This window comes from Kitasatospora sp. NPDC088264 (assembly GCF_040685715.1).
Lineage (GTDB): Bacteria > Actinomycetota > Actinomycetes > Streptomycetales > Streptomycetaceae > Kitasatospora.
On record NZ_JBFBIR010000102.1, the window covers coordinates 1 to 18222 of the forward strand.

The following is an 18222-nucleotide window of genomic DNA, read 5'->3' on the forward strand; positions in this document are numbered from 1 at the left end:
GTACCCCTCGAGGGGCCCGGGAGCCGGTGGACAAGGTACGCGCGCGGTCATGGCAGCACCCCCGAAAGACTCTCCTCACCGATACTGCCGACCTGGCCCCATGTCAACAAACCACCGGTAAAATCGCTCTCCCGCTGCGCACTTCGCAGGATGGCATGTGTTCGGACCGGGCTGACCGGGCCGATGCCCGCACCGGGGCCCTCGGGTGCGCGCGCGGCCGCCGCTGCGGGAACCGCCCGGGTGCGGCTCGCGGTGACGAACCGGCCCTCTGGCAGCGGGGTTCACGGCGGGCCTCGCCTGCTCAGAGCGCGGGCACCGCCCGTACCGGCGCCGGACTGCCGGTGCCGGCCCGGTGTTGTCCGTCCGGCGGGGAGGTCGGTTACTGGCATCGGGGTCTGTGTCCTGGTGCCTGTCGGCCCGTCAGGCCGATGATCCAGCCGGGGAGTGCCGGGGTGGCGCGGTGAGTGACGTGTAGTGCTCGGTTCCGAGGATCCGGTACCTGACGTCCTCGGGCAGGCGGGTCAGGATTCCGGGGAGCGGGCGCTCTCCCTCGACCTGGCTGCGGTGGGCCGTGATCGCGGCCCACTTCTGGCCCAGCCACTGGCGTACATCGCATGTCACGTCGGCCAGGGTGTCCGGGACGCTCAGCACGGATTTGCCGACCCGGCTCAGGAGCGGCCCGAGGTCGGCGATCGCCGAGTGGGGGTGGGTGGCCATGTGGACGGCGGCGGGCTGCCAGGGCTCCCCGGCGTCCGGGTAGAGGTGTTCGAGTCCGGAGGCGGCGATGGCCAGCAGGGTCGCCCGGTGGGACTGCCGGTGGTCCGGGTGGCCGGTCAGTTGCCCGTAGGCGTCGTGGGTCAGCACGATGTCGGGCCGAACCGCGCGGATGTGCCGCACGATGTCCTCGACCAGGCGGTCGATGGGCGCGTCGCACAGCCGCGGCCGACCGGGAGCGGATTGCGGGACGCGGGCGTCGGCGTAGCCGAGCATCCTCGGTGCGCCGGCGCCCAGGATGTCCAGGGCGTCGGCGAGTTCGGCGGCGCGGTGGCTGTCCTCGGCCCAGGTGGCGGTGACGACGGCCGTCCGGGCGCCGGACGCGGAGTGCTGGGCGAGGGTGCCGCCGACGAGGAGCGATTCGTCGTCCGGGTGTGCGAGCACGGCGAGCAGGGGCGGCAGGGACGGCAGGGGTGGCATGGCAGGTCCTCCTTGTTCGGCGGGCGCAGGGTGAGTGGCTGGTGACGGCTGCCCGGGTCGGAGGCGGGCGGCGAGGGTGGCCATGTCGGTGGTGAAGCGGCCTGCGAGGTCGACGCCGGTCTCCTGGGCGATGACCATGAGCGAGAACAGGCAGTCGGACAGCTCGTGGCCGATGGCCCCGGTGCTCGCGGCCACGTCGGCGCGGTGGCCCTGGTGGGCCATGACCAGTTTCGCGAGGTCGCCGACGTCGCCGGTGAAACCGAGGACGAAGTCCGACAGGCCCCAGGTGCGACCCAGCTTCCGCCGGTTGATCTCGTCGTAGAAGTCGCGTACTTCGCCTGCGGCGGCGGACATCTCGTCCCAGGTGGTCATCGGCTGCTCCGTTTCGGGTGCGTGGTCGGGCGGGATCGGCGGCGGGTGCGGTCGTGTTCGGCGGGGTCGGGGGTGATGCGTTCGAGTTCCTTGTCGGTGAGGTGGCCGCCGTCGAAGGTGACGCCGATCTTCCAGGGCCGCGGTGGTTCCGGCGGGGTGAAGGAGAGCATCAGGGGGCGGGGGCGTCGTCAAGGGCGGCGGGGACGAAGCCGATCTCCTCGGCGGTCTCGCGCAGTGGCGCATGTCCACGGGTCCTCGTCGTTGTCGAGGAGGCCGCCGGGGTAGTGGTATTCGCCCGGGTGGTGGGCGGAGGTGAGCAGGAGCGGCCGGTCGTGGCGGTCGGTCAGGAAGACGCCGACGTAGGAGATGCCGTGCGGCAGGGTGGGGACGAACCGCTCGGGCGGGACGAAGACCATGGTCAGGCTCCTTCCTGGCCGTGACGGCCGGGGTGGCCTAGCCGGGTGCGCAGGTCGGCGGCGAGGCGTTCGGCCCGGCCGGGGTCGTCGGGCAGGAGGCCCGCGCCCTCGGTCATCAGCGCGTGGAACTGCTGCTGCTCGTACGGGATGCCGGGCGGTAGGGCGGCGATGTGCCAGTGGACGTGGGCGTTGCCCTGCATGCTGCCCAGGCTCAGCAGGTAGAGGCGTTCGGTGGGGACGGTCGCGGCGAGCGCGGTCGCCACGCGGTGCACGACCAGTTGCAGGGCGAGGTACTGGTCCTCGGTGAAGCCGCTGACGGTGTCCTCGACGTGGGCGCGCGGGGCGACGAGGAGCTTGCCCGGCAGGGTGGGGTAGCGGTCGAGGAAGGCGACGTGGACGCCGTCGTCCAGGACGATCCGGTGTTCGTACCCGGGCTCACCGGCGAGCATCGAGCAGATGAAGCAGGGGCCGTTGCGGGCCCGCTCGTTGTAGGCGTCGAGGTCGAAGGCGGTCACCGCATCCAGCCTTCCGAGCCGGGGCGCAGCGCCATGTAGCCGTCGACGGGGTCGAATCCGAGGGTGCGGTAGAGCGGGGCTCCGGTTTCGGTGGCACGCAGCTCGATCGATCCGCAGCCGCTGTGCCGGAGTGCCTGGACCAGGGCGGTGGTGACGGCGCGTGCGTGCCCGCGGCGTCGGTGGGCCGGGTCGGTGGCCACGGTGTGGATCCGGGCCCACCGGCCGGTGGGGTGGGTGGGGCCCCGGTAGCCGCGGTAGACGATGCCGATGGCGCAGGAGGCCAGCGTGCCGTCGTCGGCGGGGACGACGTAGGCGAGCAGGTTCGGGTCGGTGCCGAGCCGTTCGCGCATGTCGTCGCGGAAGGTGGTGCGCCAGTCGTCGGTCAGCCGGGCGCCGTCGAGCACCGCGACGCGCAGGCGCAGCAGTTCGTCGGCGTCCTCGGGGCCGGCGGGGCGTACGGGGGATCCGGTCATGCGGGACTGCCTCCGGGGTTCGGTGGTCACTCGGGTGGTTGTCGGGGGAGGCCGGGGCGGACGAGGTGTCGGTCGGTGCCGCCGTCGGGCCGGTGCACGGCGCGGTAGGCGTACGGGATCCGGTTGGTGGGGAAGGGTGACGGTGCCTTCCTCAGTCCTGGACCAGGTCGCGGGGGTCGGCGCCCTCGGCCCAGCCGTGGGTGGAGAACCCGCGGCCACCGGACAGGTACGCGGACAGGGCGGCGTGGGAGGACGGGAACATCGGCAGCGGCAGCCCGCCCTCGGGCGACCACACCACGGCGAGGTGTTTACCGGGCTCGGTGTTCGTCAACTCGCCCTGCCAGGCGGTGGCGAGGAAGACCGACAGCAGGAAGGGGCCCTTGCCGTCCCAGCCCTGGCGGACCTGGATCGTGTGGACCAGTCGCAGGTCGCACGGGTCGACTTCCAGCCCCGTCTCCTCCGCCAGTTCACGGGCGGCGGCCTCGTCCAGGCGCTCGCCGACCTCGACCTTGCCGCCGGGGATCGTCCACACCGGCGTCGTGCTCCAGCTGTTCGTCGCGTAGTTGATCGTCGCGACCCGGCCGCCACTCCGGTCGTGGACGATGACGGCCACCGCCTGTCGCAGGCTTTCCACAGCACTACCTCCAAGGACTCTTGATCACTGACTTCGGCTCGTCAGGGTGATGTTGGGGTGTCGAGGGTCAGGCCGGTGCCGGCTATGAATCCGTCGGGTGTGTCGGGTCGGTACTGGAGTCGCTTGAGTCGGTTGCGGACGAGGGTTTCGAGTCGGTCGAGGGCGACCACGGCAAGGTTGGCGAGGCTGTGCTTGACGTGTGCCCAGACCCACTCCACGGGGTTGAGGTCGGGCGAGTGGGCGGGAAGGAGGAAGACCGTCAGCCGGTCACGCTCGGCGATCAACTCGCCGATGGCGTGGGAGATGTGGGTGTTCAGGCGGTCCCGGACCAGCACGATCGGTGCTTTGGCGAGGTGGTGGACGCCGTCGACCAGAGCGGTGAAGTCGCGCTCGGCCACCCTGCGTGCGGGGACCTGCGGACTGAAGCCGAGCCTGTGCATCGGCCTCGTGGCGCCCGAGACGCTGTACGAGACGTGGAACTTACGCCTGATCAGCATGGCCACCCGCGCAGCCGTCCACACCTGGTCCTCCACCCAGCAGCACTTCTCGCTGATATCGGCGCGAAGCCCGGCCCCGCGCCCGCATGGGTCCGGGCTTCGCAGACTGGCGCTTGGCAGCCTCCTGGCGACGGCGGCTCGGATCATCCTCTCCGGGATCATCCTCTCCGGGCCGCTGATCACCGCGACTCTGATCTGGGCATCCGTCACGCAGCCCGGACGCGCTCGATGAGATCGGCGACGCCGTCAACCTGGCGGTACGGCTTGAACGCCGGCGCGAGCTCGCGGACCAGGCTGACACACCGCTCGGCGCCGATGCGGGTGGCCAGATCGAGGGATTCGGTGGTGACGGCGAGAGCCTGCTCGACGTCGTTGGATTGCAGGAAGCCCTTGGCCTGGTAGGTCAGGAAGATGCCACGCGTCTTGTCCCGGGCCTTGGGCAGGAGGGCCAGGCCCTCGGCCATCCTGACCCGCGCCTCGTCGGCCCGGCCGAGATCGAGCAGGCACTGGCCGGAGTCGACCGCGAGGTCCGCAGGGCGCATCCACGCGCACCAGCCCGGCGCGAGGTCGCTAGCCCGCGTCGACAGTGCGGTCTCGGCGTCGGACAGGTCGCGGTAGCACGCGGAGCGTTCGCCGAGCGCGGCGTGGGCCCTGGCCCGCCGGAGGAACAGCAGCGACCGGGCGGTGGGGTGCTTGGTACCGGACAGTGCGTGGCCGAGCTGGTCCACCGAGATGTTCGGTTGGCCGATCCAGTTCGACTGGTAGGCGAGGTCGGAGAGCACACCGGCGCTGAAGTCGCGGTCACCTGCGGCGTCGGCGGCTTGCAAGGCTCCTGCCCAGAGCTTTCCCGCGGCGAAGTGCTTGCCCTGGTCGAAGCGGTACCAGCCGCAGGTGGTGGCCAGTGACGCGGCCAGGAGGTGCAGCCGCTTGGCGACGGGCTCGGCGTGGCCGCCGCCCTCGATCAGGTCGGTGACGGTCGCGAGATGAACGTCCGTCAGCTTGATCGTGTGCTGGCGCTGTTCGGTGGGCAGGGTCGTCAGCTTCGCGCTGGTTTGCTCCAGCCAGTCCACGAGCCCGGGGTCCACGGCTGTCCTGCCGTCGAGGGCGGAAGTCAGGCGATCGGGCTCGATCGTGGCCCACTGGGCGGCGAGGCCGGCCAGCGAGACGGCGCTGAAGGTCATGAAGCTGCGGCGGTCCATGGCGGCTCTCTGTGCATCTCGAAGTGCTTGGACGGTGTACGCCGATCCCAGTGGCAGCGGAACCTCGCGGCCGGGCAGCCAATCGGGCCACCCGAACAGCTCCATGTCGGCGATCGGAACGTCGAAGGCTTCCGCGATCAGGATCTGGGAGTCCAGGTTCGGCTGCTTGCGCCAGTTCTCCCACCGGCTGACGGCCGTCTTGTCCGCGCCGGAGCGGAGCCCGTGCTTGCGGGCGGCCCGGTCGAGGAACACGACGAGGTCGCTCTGTGACCACCCGCGCAGTTCACGGGCGTAGGCGAGGGGGTGCCGGATCGGGTCGTCCACGGGGCCAATTCCATCATCGACAGTGACGGACAGCCTACTGCGCGCGAGCGCGGGACAACCCCGGGACTACAGGCAATGCCTGTCCAGGAAACCGGAGTTGGCGCTGTACTCGACACGCATCGACAAGTTCCCTCACGAAGCGGAAGAGGTCAGCCCATGAAACGACGCGCGGCGGTCATCGGCCTCGGACACCAGGCACTCGAAGACCACCTTCCCGGCCTGCTCGCCTCCAACCGGGCCGAGTTGGTCGCGCGGTCTGCGACAGCGACCCGGACGCCCTGCGGGCCCAGCAGGACACGCACCACGTCCCGGGCTTCACCCGGGCCGCCGACCTGCTGGACACCGTGGCGCTGGACTTCGTCATCGTCGCGGTCCCGCACCACGCCGGCCGGGCCGTGATCGAGGAGTGCGCCGTCCGAGGCGTGCACGTCCTCAAGGAGAAGCCGTTCGCGACCTCCCTGCCCAAGGCGCGCGAGCTCGCCTCGATCTGCCAGCAGGCCCAGGTGGAGCTGATGGCCACGCTCCAACGGCGCTTCAACCCGCTCCACGCGTCCGTGGTCCAGCTCCTGGACCAGATCGGCACCCCATTCCTCATCGACGGCCAGTACACCTTCCACACCGACGACCCCGGCGCGGGCTGGCGCGGAGACGTCAGCCAGGCCGGCGGCGGCTGCGTCATCGACATGGGCTACCACATCGTCGACCTGCTGCTGTGGTACTTCGGGATGCCCAACCGGATCATGGCCGACTTCTCGACCGCCGCGCTGCCCGACGGCGGGTACGACGCCGAGGACACCGCCGTCATCCAGCTCGGCTACGACAACGACCTGTACGGCACCGTGCGCGGAGAACGGCACCAGCACGCCGATGCTGTCGGCCCGCTCCCGGCACGCCTCTGTCCGCTCCCTGGAGCGGTGCGCCCGCCCCGGCGTGGACGCCGTCGCCCGGCACGTCACCGCCCAGGACCCGGCCGCCCGCGGCCGTTGACTGGGCGGGGGAGGGCAGGACCACCGCCGAAAAGCTGCTGCACACGCAGGGGTCTAGTATCGGCCCCATCGCTATAGTATTTTATTTGTCGCGACCCGATAGGTCGATGGAGAGGCCGTAACGGCCGGAGAGGTAGGACGGTCTTGGCCGGAGAGCCGACAGAGCCCATAGAGCCGACGGGGCCGGGAGCGCCGACAGAGGTGACGGACCGGGCAGCGCAGCACGCAGCTCCACTCCACGGGCGCGTCCTGGTGACCACGGGCTGGTTGCGACCGGGGGACGCCGTGCACCGCCACCTCGCCGCGGCCGGGCTCGACGTCGTGCACGGTTCGGTCGGGGACCGGGCCCGCGGCGGCGCGTCCTTGCCGGAGTTGGTGGGTTCCGTCGACGCGATCGTGGCCGGCACCGACCCCTTCGGCGCGGAGCTGTTCGAGGCGGCGCCCCGGTTGAAGGTGATCGGGCGTACCGGGGTCGGCTACGACAACATCGACCTGGCGGCGGCGACCGCACACGGTGTCGCCGTCTGCCCGACCCCGGGAGTCAACCGCCAGTCCGTGGCCGAGCACACCATGGGGCTGCTCCTCAGCCTGGCCCGCAGGATCCCGCAGAACGTCGCATCGGTCCGTGCGGGCGGGTGGGACCAGGCCGGCGGACGCGAGTTGGCCGGTGCCACGCTCGGCATCGTCGGTCTGGGCGCGATCGGCAGACTCGTGGCCCGCTTGGCGCAGAGCTTCGGCATGCGCGTCGTCGCCTACGACCCGGCCGTCGACCGGGACTACGCGACCGAGCACGGCATTCGCGTGCTCGACCTGGAGCAGTTGCTGGCCGAGTCCGACTTCGTCAGTCTGCACCTGTTCCTCAGCCGGCAGACCCACCACCTGCTGGACGCAAAGGCATTCGCCCGGATGAAACGGGGTGCCTTCGTGGTCAACACGGCGCGCGGCGGCGTCGTCGACGAGAGCGCCCTCGCGGACGCGCTCGCCTCCGGCAGGCTGGCCGGCGCCGCGCTGGACACCGTGGAGAAGGAGCCGCTGCCGTCCGACAGCCCGTTGCGCTCCTTCGACAACGTGCTGGTGACGGCACACATCGGAGCCGCCACGGTGGAGTCACGTGCCCGCTCCGGGATGATGGCCGCCCGGTCGGTCGTGACGGTGCTACGGGGTGGACGTTCCGAACACACCGTCAACCCGGGGTCGGCCGCTCACGCAGCGGCGCGCACGCGGCGGCCGGAGGCGGACGGAAGATGACGACGTTTCGTTTCGACGCCAACCTCAAGTGGCTTTTCACCGAGCTGGAGTTCGAGGCGCGCTTTGACGCGGCCGCAGCCGCCGGCTTCGCCGGAGTGGAGTTCCCCTCGCCCTACGGCTACGCCGCTCCCGTCCTTCGGCGTCGGCTGCGTGACGCGGGGCTGACCCAGGTGCTGATCAACACGCCCATGGGCGCGCCCGGAACGCCGACCCGGTCGGGACTGGCCTGCATCCCCGGCCTGGACGGCGAGTTCCGGGCCGGTGTCGAGCGCGGTCTGGAATACGCGACCGCGCTGGACTGCGAGCTGCTGCACGTCGTCGGTGGGATCGTGCCCGACGGGGTCGGTCGGGATCGGGCGTTCGCGCGCTACGTCGCCAACATCGCCTGGGCCGCGGAACAGGCCCGGGAGGCCGGAGTCCGGATCGTTCTGGAGGCGCAGAACAAGCGGGACTGCCCCGGCTTCGTTCTGCAGTCCCAGGAACAGGCGGCCGCGGTGGCGGAGGCGGTCGGCGGCGATCAGGTCGGGTTGTTGCTCGACTTCTACCATCTGCAGATCGACGAGGGCGATCTGATCCGCACCTACCGGCGTTTCCAGGAACGGGTGTGGCACCTTCAGGTCGCCGACCCGCCGGGCCGGCACGAGCCGGGGACGGGAGAGATCGGCTGGCGGGCCGTGCTGCGGGCCGTCGCCGAATCCGGATACCCGGGCTGGATCGGCTGCGAATACGCGCCGGCCGGTGAGACCGTGGCGGGGCTGGACTGGGTGCGGTGGTTCCGGGGAGCGGCGGCGTGACCGCGCCCCGGATCGCGCTGATCAGTGCCGTACCCACGGCGATGGCGCCGGCGGCCGAGGCGCTGCGTGAGGGCTTCCCCGAGGCCGAGGTCTGGCACCTGCTGGACGACCGGCTGCTGTCGGACGCCGACGAACAGGGCGGTCTGACCGCGGCGCTGCGGGCGCGGATGCACCGGCTCATCGAACACGCGGTGCGCGGGGGCGCCGACGCGGTTCTGCTGACCTGTTCGCTGTACGGGGTGGTGGCGCAGGAGGCCGCCGGCGGGGTCGCCGTGCCGGTGCTGGCACCGGACCAGGCGGCGTTCGAGCAGATCGCCGCCGGCGGGCTCCGGCACGTCCTGGTGGTGGCCTCGTTCGAGGCGGCGTTGCGGGACTCGGTGGACCGGCTTCGCACGGTACTGGCCTCGTCCGCACCGGCACCGGGGGTCGAGGTGTCGGGTCTGGTCGTGCCGGAGGCCAAGGCGGTGACGGCCGCGGGAGAGCGTGACCGGCTGGTGTCGGTGCTGGTGGAGGGCGTGTCCGCGGCGATCGCGGACGCCGACGCGGTCTTCCTCGCCCAGTACTCGCTCGCCCCCGCGGCCCGCGCTCTCGCGGCGGCCCTGGAGATGCCGGTGGTGTCCGGTCCGGCGAGTGCCGCGAGCGTCCTGCGCACGTTGCTGTCAGGCCCTTGAAACCCGCCTGCTAAATCCTGTAGTCAAGCCAGCACTGAGCGAGTTTCTGAGTGATTCATATAGGCGGAGCGCCGTGGCTGCACCCCCACCCGGGCAGCCCCCTCGACTGACGCCCCCTCGACTGACGCTCCCGCGATAGAAGCTCCCGCGATTGACGCCCCCCGCCCGCGCGAACAGAGAGGTTTGGCGTGGCCCCATCATCTGAGGTCGGCCTGCTGGTCACCGGCTTCGTCGGCATAGTCGTCGTCGTCCTGTTGATCACGACACGGTTGAAGGTTCATCCGTTCCTGGCGCTGGTGATCGGCGCTCTGGGTATCGGGCTCGTCGCCGGGGAGAAGCCCGCGGCGGTCGTCCAATCCGTCACCTCCGGGGCCGGCGGAACGCTCGGGCAGACCGGACTGATCTTGGTCCTGGGCGCCATCCTGGGCACCGTGCTCGCCGAATCCGGAGCCATCCGGCGGCTGGCCACCGTGCTCACCCGGGGCCGTTCCCTGCGCACCGTCCCCTGGATGGTGAGCCTGCTGGCCTTCGTCGTCGCCCTCCCGCTCTTCTTCGAGGTCGCCCTCGCGGTGCTGCTGCCGCTCCTGTTCAGCATCGCGCGGGAGGTCGAGACCACCATGCTCGACAGTGAGGGCCGCGACGCGAAGGGCAGGAGGACTTCGCCCTACCTGCTCGTGGGTGTCCCGGCACTGGGCACCGTCGCCTCGATCCACGCGCTGGTCCCGCCCCACCCCGGCCCCACCGCCGCCGCGACCGCCCTCCACACCGAGGTCGGGACGGTCATCGGCTACGGCCTGCCGGTCGCCGTCATCACCATGGTGGTCTCCGGCCAGTTCCTGGCCGGCCCGATCGCCCGCCGCGTCTTCCCGGTGCCTCCGCCCAGACTCGTCGAACAGTTCACGCTCAAGGCCGATGACCGGACCCCGCCCGGCATCGCCCTGTCGGTCATCCCGGTGGTGCTGCCGTTGATCCTGGTCGTGGGCCAGTCCGTGGTCACCGTCGCCCACCTGACCGGGGGTTGGGCGAGTGCGCTCGGCTTCGTCGGCCAGCCGGTGGTGGCGCTGCTGATCGCGGTGATCCTCGCGGTCATCGGCCTCGGCTGGGCGCGGGGAGTCAGCGGGCAGCAGCTGAAGGGCCAGGTCGACGACAGCATCGCGGCCATCGCCCCCATCCTGCTGATCATCGGGGGAGGCGGCGCCCTGAGCGGGGTCATGCTGGACTCCGGGATCGGCAAGGCGATCGCCCACCTCACGCACGGCCTGGGCGTCTCTCCGCTCATCCTGGCCTGGGTGATCGCGGCCCTCATCCGGCTGGCGGTCGGCTCGGCGACCGTCGCCATCATCACCGCCTCCGGGATCGTCGCCCCCATGGTGCCCGAGACTCCCGGGCTGCACCCGGCGTTGGTCGTCCTCGCACTCGGCTGCGGCTCCATCATCTTCCCGCACATCAACAACGCCGCCTCCTGGCAGGTCAAGGAGAGCTTCGGCATGTCACTGACGGACATGTTCAAGAGCTTCACCGTCATCGAGACCACCGTGTCGCTGCTCGGCTTCGGCTGTGTACTCGCCATATCCGCCCTGGCCTAGGGCCTCTCCTCCCACGACCGAGCCAGACGGAAAGGAAACACCATGATCGGTGTGATCGCCGACGACGTCACCGGTGGCACCGACGTCGCAGCCGCGCTACGACGTCAGGGCCTGCGCACCCTGCTCTGCTTCGGCACCCCCGACGAACTCCCGGCGCAGCAGCCCGTCAACGCCGCCGTCATCTCGCTGAAGACCCGAACCGCCCCAGTGGCAACGGCAGTTGAGCAGAGTCAGGCCGCCGCGCTGAGGCTGTCCCGAGCCGGAGCCAACCGGCTCTACTTCAAGTACTGCTCCACTTTCGACTCCACCGCCCAGGGCAACATCGGCCCGGTGCTGGACGCACTCGGCCAGGCGACCGGCGGCGGCCCGGTCGTCACCACACCGAGCTCGCCCGAGCACGGCCGCACCCAGTACCAGGGGTACCTGTTCGTCGACGGCACGCTGCTGGCCGAGTCCCCGATGCGGCACCACCCCCTGACACCCATGCGGGACTCCTTCCTCCCCAGGCTGCTCGATGCCCAGTCGGCCCACCCCGGCTGTGCCGTGCTGGACCACACCGTCGTCTCCGGCGGCGCCGACGGGATCCGCTCCACCATCCGTCAACACGCCGGGCACACCCGCTACCTCCTCGCGGACGCGCTGACCGACGGCGACCTGTACGCGATCGCCCAGGCCTGCGAGGACCTGCCGCTGGTCGCCGGCGCCGCGGGGTTGGCCGGCGCGCTCGCCAGAGTGCACGCCGAGCGCTCCGCCTCCGCACCCGGCGACCGGGCAGGTCGGCCCGTGCGACCGGACGGTCCCGCGGTCGCCCTGGCCGGAAGCTGTTCCAGGCGCACCCTGGAGCAGATCGATGCCATGCGCGCGGCGGGCCGCCCCGTCCACCGCCTCGACCCGCTGACCGACCGGGAACCGGCCTCCCTCGCCGACCGGGCACTCGCCTGGTACGACGATCTCGGCAGCCGGGCGACCGAAGCGGGGCCGCTGATCCACTCCTCGATGCCGCCGCACGCACTGCGGGACGTTCAGCACGCCCTCGGCCTGGAGCGGTCCGCGTCGATCCTGGAGGCCGCACTCGGTCGCATCGCCCGGGGACTGGCCGAACGCGGGGTGACCCGACTCGTCATCGCCGGAGGAGAGACGTCCGGCGCGGTCGTCAGCGCGCTCGGCGTCGACGGAGGCCAGGTCGGCGCCGAGGCGGCGCGCGGGGTCCCGTGGATCCACACCGCCGCCGGTCTGGACATCCTGCTCAAGTCCGGGAACTTCGGCGAGCGGGACCTGCTGCTCACCGCCACCGCCGCAGGGGGTGCCCGATGACCTCGCGCTCCCCGGACCGCCGCAGGGGGCGCCGCGCGACCGGGCCCTCTCGGACCGCGGCAGGCGAGGAACTGGTCCGCACGGCACGCTCATTGTTCTCCCGCGGCCTCACCCACGGCAGTACCGGCAACCTGTCCGTCCGCACCCCGGAAGGGATTCTGGTGACCCCCACCGGCTCCAGTCTGGGCACGGTCACCGTCGACCAGCTGTCCCTGGCCGACGAGTACGGGCGGCACGTCGACGGACCCCCGCCCTCCAAGGAGGCCTTCCTGCACGCGGCAGTGCTCCGCGCCCGGCCCGACGCCCAGGCCGTCGTCCACACCCACTCCACGCACGCGGCCGCGGTCTCCTGCCTCACCGGCCTCGACCCCGAGGACGCGTTGCCGCCGCTGACCGCGTACTTCGCGATGCGCATCGGACAGCTGCCGGTCCTGCCGTACCACGCCCCGGGCGATCGCGGCCTGGAGGAGGTGGTGGAGGAGACCGCCGGGCGCAGGCACGCCATGCTGCTGAGCAATCACGGCCCCGTCGTCGCGGGCGCAGCCCTGGCCACGGCGATGGACGCGCTGGAGGAACTGGAGGAGACGGCCCGGCTCTTCCTCCTGCTGCGCGGCCTGCCGACGCGGCCGCTGACCGGGGCCGAACGCGCCGCGCTCAGCGCGTCCGCGTAGTCCCGACGCCGAGCCCCGCACCCCCGCCGCGGCACCGATCGAACCGGTGCCCGGCCGAGAAGGAAAGAGTGAAGACATCGTGTCCGACAGCAACAGTGCCGACACCACCGCCCGGCACTCCCTCACCCTGTTCAGCGCCCTGGCCGTCCGCAAGGCGCTGGACGAGGTCGTCCTGCCCGCCTTCACCCGGGACAGCGGGGTGAGCGTCATTCCCGTGTTCGACCCCACGGTCCAGCTCGTCCGCCAGATCGACGCGGGCACACCCTTCGACGTGATGATCGGTGTCACCGACTCCTTCTTCCCGCTCGCCGAACGGGGTCTGGTCGACCTCGACACGCGTACCGCGATAGCCCGTACGGGAGTGGGACTCGCCGTACCGCCCGGCACCGCGCACCCGGACATCAGCACCCGCGACGCCCTCGTCACGACCCTGCGCGCCGCTCGCAGCGTCGCCTACTCGCGGACCGGGGCGAGTGGCCTGTACTTCGCCGGGCTGCTGCGTGACCTGGGCATCGCCGACGAGATCAATGCCAGGGCGACCGTCATCGAGAAGGGCTTCATCGCCGAGGCCGTCGTCGACGGCCGCGCCGACATCGCCATCCAGCAGTTGAGCGAACTCCTCTTCGTGCCCCGGGCCGACATCGTCGGCCCGCTCCCCGAAGAGGTGCAGCACTACAGCCAGTTCTCGGCGATCGTCAGCACCCGCACCGCCCGCTCGGCCGGAGCCGCCGCGGCCCGCTCGCTGCTCGCCCACCTGCGCGGGCCGCTCGCCGCCGAGGCCTACACGCGCACCCTGCTCGACCCGGTCACCACGTACTGATCCGGTAACCGGGTCGGTGTTCTCCGGCCCGGTACTCAGTGCTCGCCGGGGGCAGCCGTCTGGATCCGGTCCTTCGCGCTCGCGAGGTGGCGTCGCATCAGTTCGGCCGCCCCTTCCGCATCCCGGCGTCGCAGGGCCTCATAGACCATCCGGTGTTCCCCGGCCGCGTGGGCGGCACTCGTCTGCCCGCGCTTGCTGAACAGCCGGAAACGCTGCACATGCCCGCCGAGCGCGAGCAGCGCCTGTTCGAGGAAGGGGTTGCCGCTCTGCGCGGCGATCAGCCGGTGGAAGGTGTCGTCGGCCGTCCAGTAGTGCTGGAACCCCTCGGTACGGGTGTCCGCGCTGGACGCCGAGTGGTCCAGGTCGTCGACGGCGGCGCGCAGGGTGTCCAGGAACTCCGGCGTGGTCCGCAGTCCGGCCTCCAGGGTGAGCGCGGGTTCGAGCACCAGCCGTGCCTCGAACAGCTTCCCGATCTCCCGCTCGCTCAGCGCGTCGGCGACCCGGTACCCCTTGAGGGCCTCGCGCCGGACCAGACCGGTGTGCTCAAGCCGTGCCAGCGCCTCGCGTAGGGGCGTCTGACTGACGTCGAGCTCACGCGAGAGCGCGCCGATGTTCAACGGCGAACCCGCGACCCGTTCGCCGGCGATGAACTGATCGAGCAGCACCCGGTACATGCGATCGGCAATGGGCTCACGCGTGGAACCAGACCTGGTCGACACAATCCTCCTCGCGGGAATCAGACAGGATGAGGCACAGTGATGTGCAAAGGACACAGATCATATACCGGCATCCCTCCCGGCCGACGGCCTGATCGGCTCGTCCTGGTCGAAGTGCAGGCCCAGCTCGGCGTCCGAGGCGTCGTTCGGGTCCTCCTGGAGCCGGCGCAGCGGGTAGACCTCCTGCGAGGTCTCGCCCTTCGCCACCAGCGCGTCGAGCGACTCCACGGACGGCGTCTCGACCGAGCAGGAGCCGTACCGCTCGAAACCCGCGCGGATGACGTCGAGCCAATGCTGCTCGACGAGCCGCACTTCAGGAAGCCGCTCGGGTCTTGGCTGTCATCGCCGCACCCGTCTTGAGGGGCCCGCCTTGTGAGAGGTGGGGCGTTGCGGTCGTTTTCCGGAGAGGAGTTGACGCACCAACTGGTGCAGCGAAACCACCCCGGTGATCGGTGGCAGGCCTGCGACGATCACATCGGGGATGGTCGGTGAGGCGTCGGCCACGCACAGGCCGGCCGCCGTGGCGGAGAAGGCGACCACCACGACCCACGAGTGCACGGGCCGACGTCCGTCCAGCGCGGCGTGCAGTACCGACAGGCAGCCCACCAGCCACGGCCCGTAGATGACCAGCGGCCACAGGTGAGGAAGTCCGCTCGGCGCTCGATTGAGCGCCAGGTTGCGCAGCGGGTCGTAGGCGAGTAACCAGCCCAGCACGCACACCGCGATGACGGTCATGGTGCTGAGTGCCACGAACAGCGAGCCGAGGACCTGTGACCAGGTGGCCTCAGCGGGGGGCGTGCGCCGTCGGTGTCGGGAGATCGGGCGTCTGGGGTCGGCGCCGGACAGGCCTGGATCGCTGACGGGAGCGCGGGGGTGCGGGACGAAGGGACTCTCCGGGTCCCAGGTGCCCAAGGCTTCGATGGTCGGGTACGTGGGCAAGTCCTCCGGTTCGAACTGGGTGGCGCCACCCTGCGGGGGGAGGAAAGCGGCTCTCGGGTCATACACGGCGCCCTCCATGTCCTTGCCGTCTCCGCCGGGCGACGGTTGCCCGTCCGGCGCGCATCTCGGTCGTCATGCGCCGGTCGGGACCGGCTCCGCGCCACAGCGTCTGGCGAAGTCCTCCTCGAGCTGACGGAGCGTCCGCAGGAAGTCGGCCAGGTAGCTGGAGCAGTGGTGCAGGACGACCCGTTCGCCGTTGCATGACAAGTAGCCGATCCGTACGTCACCCGCCGGGTTCCGCCGATCCGGGACGAAGAACCACTCGCCGAGCCTGGTTGCCGGCTCCTTCGGCAGACGGTGCGGCAGAGTCATTGGTTGGCACATTGAACTCATGCCCCATCAACGAAATGGCTGCCGGGATGCGTATCCGGCATCCGGGCGTCGTTCCATATTCAGCATTCCGGCGCTCTCCGAAAATACCCGGACTGGTTCAGGCCCGGCTGCGTTCCGGGGCCCGCCCGGGCTGTCGCAAATTCCTGTGTTGGTGCAGACGGGCCCCTGGGGGATGTCCAGGCGGTCGAGCGGGCGCGTGAAGGGCCAGTGGGAGGTGTGCCGGCACCAGTGGTGAAGGCGGTGTCGTGGTCGGAGTGGACCCGGTTCTCGATGTTCGACCGGAGCTTTGCCGCGTTCGTGACGGCCTGACCCGCGCCCTTGGTACCGCCGCTACCTGCGGACTCACATGACCGGCCCTTTACTTTCGGCGCCGGAAAATGGATTTCCGGTGAATCCTGATTTCCACCTGCCTCCCGGGTGGCAAATGGTCGGTTCAGTGAGCCGCTGCCCGCCGGCCGATTACCGTGGAATATGGGCGTCGTCCCATATGAGTTTCCGGTGCGGCTCGTCAAACCTCCCCGGAGATGCGGGCCGTGGCGTAATTCATCTCGATGGCGGCGCTCCCTGAAATTCCCCAGGGCGCACGCCCGGCGCTCGATCCTCCCTCTATTCGTTCGGAGTGGTCGTGTAGCATTTGCGGCCGTACGGGGATCGCTCAAATTCGGGCCCCGCCTGCGAGTGAAGTCCAGGTTGTGAGGAGCAGCGGATGCTCACCAAGGAGGAATACGAGAATGTGCGGGACCTGCACCTGCAGGGATGGTCCATCTCGGCCATCGCCCGGCACCTGGGGCATGACCGCAAGACGGTAAGGCTCTACCTCCGCGGGGAGCGGACCGTGGGGATCCGCAGCTCGGCCCAGGACCAGCTCTCCGCTTTCCTCCCGTACTGCCGGCAGCGACTCGCGGACGATCCGCACCTGCCGGCATCCACGCTGTTCGACGAGGTCACGGCGCTGGGCTATCCGGGTGGATATTCGACCTTCACCCGGGCCGTACGCAAGCACCGGGTCCGGCCGGCCTGCGAGTTCTGCGGCTCAGCCGGGTTCGGTGACGGCGGTGTTGCCCCGCGTCCGGCGGACGAGAAGGTCCGGTTCGAGTGGCTGGAGCTTCCCGGGCCACCGGCGGAGTGGGACGGCAGGAGCCCGGCCCGTCTGCTACTGGGCTCGGTCGCCCGGCTGGATCGTTGGCGCGCCGTGATCGTCGAAGGCGGAGAACTCCCGCAGCTCGTCGAGGGGATCGACCAGGTGCTGCGGCGGCTGGGCGGTACCACCGGATGCTGGCGGTTCCGCCGGTCGCCGACCGTGTGGTGCGTGGACACCGGTCGGGTGACGCCAGCCTTCGCGCGGGTGGCCAAGTACTACGGCGTGACGGTCAAGGTCTGCCGGTCCGACCGGGTCAGTGCCATGGACGCGGCCCATCGCGCCACCGTCCAGAACTGGTGGCTCACCGTTCCGGACGGTCGCTCCCTCTGGAGTGCCCAGGAGAGCCTCGACCGGTACGCGTCCGCCCTGGACGGCCGCGGCCGCACGGCCGGCGACCCGGAGCAGTCGGCTCCGGCGACGGCTCTGCTGGACCTGCCGGGCACCCCGTACCCGCTCCAGAGCTGCGTCGACCGCACTGTCATGCCGCAGGGCTTGGTGCCCTATCGCGGGAACTTCTACGCGGTCTCGGCCGATCTGGCCGGCGCGGAAGTGCACGTCCGGCGACGCCTCGGGGAATCGTTCCTGTCGATCACCGCCGCGAGCGGAGCGGTCATCGCCTGCTACGCACTGGCGCCGCAGGGTGCTGGGCTGAGGCTGGTCGACCGCGACAGGGCCATCGTGTTGGAACGCCCGGTCCGCCCGCCCCGTGTCGAGGCCCCACCCTGCCCGCGTGGCAAGGACCACCTCCCGCTCTCCCCGGCGGCTCGGGCCGAGGCCGAGGCCCTGTACAGGAATGGCTTGGCGCCAAGGCCCCAAAGGTCCTGACAAAGCCAGGTCGACCACGCCCCGGAAGCCCGCCCCGGCACCGATCGGCGTTGCACCTGCACCCTCGCCGCCCTCGCCCGGCCGCGTGACCGTGCCGGAAGTGACCTCCTCGGACCGCAAGCCGGTCTGGCCGGCTCCGGGAGGCGAGCCTCCCGGGCGGCGCCCCGGATCGAGAAGCGGCGGCCGGGCGCTACCCGGCTTGCCCTGGAACCGCGCGGGATCGTCAGGATTCCGGCGTACGACACCTGCGCAGCGGCGAGAGCGCCGTCGTCCCACTGGCGGCGCTTCCGTGTTCGGTCGTGCGGCAGAGCCGGTGACGGTGGAGGTCTGGCCGGGGTCGTGCTCCGCATCCGGACGTGTCGGAGGTGCCGTGGTCGGGAGCGGGGTCATCTTCTGTGTCTGGCGGCCCAGATGATGGCGGCGGCGAGGATGAGTGCGGCGTGGGTGTGGCTGTGGTCCGGCCGGTCCGTGGTGTTGGTGATGCTCAGGGTGAG

The 18222-nt window shown here is 70.9% G+C and carries 20 protein-coding genes and 1 pseudogene; 9 read left to right on the forward strand and 12 right to left on the reverse strand.

Features of this window, described 5'->3' with window-relative positions; translation table 11 throughout:
- Positions 1-420 precede the first annotated feature (420 nt).
- From AB0O82_RS37170 to AB0O82_RS37205, 8 genes are all read right to left on the reverse strand, one after another.
- Complete coding sequence (locus AB0O82_RS37170; RefSeq protein ID WP_363589241.1) at positions 421-1566, reverse strand: PIG-L family deacetylase; 1146 nt, start codon at positions 1564-1566, stop codon at positions 421-423.
- Positions 1563-1736 carry a hypothetical protein gene (locus AB0O82_RS37175; protein ID WP_363589243.1) on the reverse strand — a complete coding sequence of 58 codons (174 nt, stop codon included), beginning with the start codon at positions 1734-1736 and terminating at the stop codon, positions 1563-1565. Before AB0O82_RS37175 ends, AB0O82_RS37170 begins: the two co-directional genes overlap by 4 nt.
- An 18-nt stretch (positions 1737-1754) precedes the next feature.
- Entirely contained in the window at positions 1755-1982 is a 228-nt protein-coding gene (locus tag AB0O82_RS37180; protein WP_363589245.1) for an NUDIX hydrolase, read from the reverse strand.
- Positions 1983-1984: 2 nt separating this feature from the next.
- Positions 1985-2497 carry an HIT family protein gene (locus AB0O82_RS37185; protein WP_363589247.1) on the reverse strand — a complete coding sequence of 171 codons (513 nt, stop codon included), beginning with the start codon at positions 2495-2497 and terminating at the stop codon, positions 1985-1987.
- The gene (locus tag AB0O82_RS37190; RefSeq protein ID WP_363589249.1) at positions 2494-2970 is read right to left on the reverse strand and encodes a GNAT family N-acetyltransferase; all 477 of its coding nucleotides are present in this window, start codon (positions 2968-2970) and stop codon (positions 2494-2496) included. Before AB0O82_RS37190 ends, AB0O82_RS37185 begins: the two co-directional genes overlap by 4 nt.
- Before the next feature lie 151 nt (positions 2971-3121).
- On the reverse strand, positions 3122-3604 hold the full coding sequence (locus AB0O82_RS37195; RefSeq protein WP_363589251.1) for an NUDIX domain-containing protein: 483 nt from the start codon (positions 3602-3604) through the stop codon (positions 3122-3124).
- Between the two features lie 41 nt (positions 3605-3645).
- Positions 3646-4137 (reverse strand): winged helix-turn-helix domain-containing protein, encoded by a 492-nt coding sequence (locus tag AB0O82_RS37200; RefSeq protein ID WP_363589253.1) that lies wholly within the window; start codon positions 4135-4137, stop codon positions 3646-3648.
- Positions 4138-4307: 170 nt separating this feature from the next.
- Entirely contained in the window at positions 4308-5552 is a 1245-nt protein-coding gene (locus AB0O82_RS37205) for an XRE family transcriptional regulator (protein ID WP_363589255.1), read from the reverse strand.
- Positions 5553-5887: 335 nt separating this feature from the next.
- Between AB0O82_RS37205 and AB0O82_RS37210 the strand changes: the two are divergent.
- From AB0O82_RS37210 to AB0O82_RS37245, 8 genes and pseudogenes are all read left to right on the forward strand, one after another.
- Positions 5888-6688 (forward strand): annotated as a pseudogene (locus AB0O82_RS37210) (Gfo/Idh/MocA family oxidoreductase); the annotation flags it as partial.
- 174 nt (positions 6689-6862) lie between these two features.
- Positions 6863-7858 carry a phosphoglycerate dehydrogenase gene (locus AB0O82_RS37215; RefSeq protein WP_363589257.1) on the forward strand — a complete coding sequence of 332 codons (996 nt, stop codon included), beginning with the start codon at positions 6863-6865 and terminating at the stop codon, positions 7856-7858.
- Positions 7855-8652, forward strand: coding sequence for a TIM barrel protein (locus AB0O82_RS37220; protein ID WP_363589259.1), 798 nt, complete (start codon positions 7855-7857; stop codon positions 8650-8652). Before AB0O82_RS37215 ends, AB0O82_RS37220 begins: the two co-directional genes overlap by 4 nt.
- Positions 8649-9323: an aspartate/glutamate racemase family protein gene (locus AB0O82_RS37225; protein WP_363589261.1), complete on the forward strand. Its 675-nt coding sequence runs from the start codon at positions 8649-8651 to the stop codon at positions 9321-9323. The genes AB0O82_RS37220 and AB0O82_RS37225 overlap by 4 nt, the downstream gene beginning before the upstream one ends.
- A 188-nt stretch (positions 9324-9511) precedes the next feature.
- Positions 9512-10909, forward strand: a complete 1398-nt coding sequence (locus tag AB0O82_RS37230) for a gluconate:H+ symporter (protein ID WP_363589263.1) — start codon at positions 9512-9514, stop codon at positions 10907-10909.
- 42 nt (positions 10910-10951) lie between these two features.
- The gene (otnK, locus tag AB0O82_RS37235) at positions 10952-12223 is read left to right on the forward strand and encodes a 3-oxo-tetronate kinase (protein WP_363589265.1); all 1272 of its coding nucleotides are present in this window, start codon (positions 10952-10954) and stop codon (positions 12221-12223) included.
- Positions 12220-12894, forward strand: coding sequence for a 3-oxo-tetronate 4-phosphate decarboxylase (gene otnC, locus AB0O82_RS37240; protein WP_363589266.1), 675 nt, complete (start codon positions 12220-12222; stop codon positions 12892-12894). The genes otnK and otnC overlap by 4 nt, the downstream gene beginning before the upstream one ends.
- 79 nt (positions 12895-12973) lie before the next feature.
- Positions 12974-13714 carry a substrate-binding domain-containing protein gene (locus AB0O82_RS37245; protein ID WP_363589268.1) on the forward strand — a complete coding sequence of 247 codons (741 nt, stop codon included), beginning with the start codon at positions 12974-12976 and terminating at the stop codon, positions 13712-13714.
- Positions 13715-13749: 35 nt separating this feature from the next.
- On the opposite strand, the gene AB0O82_RS37250 is transcribed toward AB0O82_RS37245, so the two are convergent.
- The 4 genes from AB0O82_RS37250 to AB0O82_RS37265 form a co-directional block, all read right to left on the reverse strand.
- Positions 13750-14388 (reverse strand): GntR family transcriptional regulator, encoded by a 639-nt coding sequence (locus AB0O82_RS37250; protein ID WP_363589270.1) that lies wholly within the window; start codon positions 14386-14388, stop codon positions 13750-13752.
- A gap of 102 nt (positions 14389-14490) precedes the next feature.
- Positions 14491-14742, reverse strand: coding sequence for a hypothetical protein (locus AB0O82_RS37255; protein ID WP_363589272.1), 252 nt, complete (start codon positions 14740-14742; stop codon positions 14491-14493).
- A 27-nt stretch (positions 14743-14769) separates the two neighbouring features.
- Entirely contained in the window at positions 14770-15180 is a 411-nt protein-coding gene (locus tag AB0O82_RS37260; RefSeq protein ID WP_363589274.1) for a DUF2637 domain-containing protein, read from the reverse strand.
- 321 nt (positions 15181-15501) lie between these two features.
- A complete protein-coding gene (locus AB0O82_RS37265; protein WP_363589276.1) occupies positions 15502-15741 on the reverse strand; it encodes a hypothetical protein in 240 nt (79 codons plus the stop codon).
- Positions 15742-16468: 727 nt separating this feature from the next.
- Between AB0O82_RS37265 and AB0O82_RS37270 the strand changes: the two genes are divergently transcribed.
- A complete protein-coding gene (locus AB0O82_RS37270; RefSeq protein ID WP_363589278.1) occupies positions 16469-17728 on the forward strand; it encodes an IS21 family transposase in 1260 nt (419 codons plus the stop codon).
- Positions 17729-18222 lie beyond the last annotated feature (494 nt).

Excerpts from the sequence above, each read along its gene's own strand:
- AB0O82_RS37170 (WP_363589241.1), bottom strand. The coding sequence starts at position 1,566 with ATGACCACCTGGGACGAGATGTCCGCCGCCGCAGGCGAAGTACGCGAC.
- AB0O82_RS37175 (WP_363589243.1), bottom strand. The coding sequence starts at position 1,736 with ATGCTCTCCTTCACCCCGCCGGAACCACCGCGGCCCTGGAAGATCGGC.
- AB0O82_RS37180 (WP_363589245.1), bottom strand. The coding sequence starts at position 1,982 with ATGGTCTTCGTCCCGCCCGAGCGGTTCGTCCCCACCCTGCCGCACGGC.
- AB0O82_RS37190 (WP_363589249.1), bottom strand. The coding sequence starts at position 2,970 with ATGACCGGATCCCCCGTACGCCCCGCCGGCCCCGAGGACGCCGACGAA.
- AB0O82_RS37220 (WP_363589259.1), top strand. The coding sequence starts at position 7,855 with ATGACGACGTTTCGTTTCGACGCCAACCTCAAGTGGCTTTTCACCGAG.
- otnK (WP_363589265.1), top strand. The coding sequence starts at position 10,952 with ATGATCGGTGTGATCGCCGACGACGTCACCGGTGGCACCGACGTCGCA.
- otnC (WP_363589266.1), top strand. The coding sequence starts at position 12,220 with ATGACCTCGCGCTCCCCGGACCGCCGCAGGGGGCGCCGCGCGACCGGG.
- AB0O82_RS37250 (WP_363589270.1), bottom strand. The coding sequence starts at position 14,388 with ATGTACCGGGTGCTGCTCGATCAGTTCATCGCCGGCGAACGGGTCGCG.
- AB0O82_RS37265 (WP_363589276.1), bottom strand. The coding sequence starts at position 15,741 with ATGACTCTGCCGCACCGTCTGCCGAAGGAGCCGGCAACCAGGCTCGGC.
- AB0O82_RS37270 (WP_363589278.1), top strand. The coding sequence starts at position 16,469 with ATGCTCACCAAGGAGGAATACGAGAATGTGCGGGACCTGCACCTGCAG.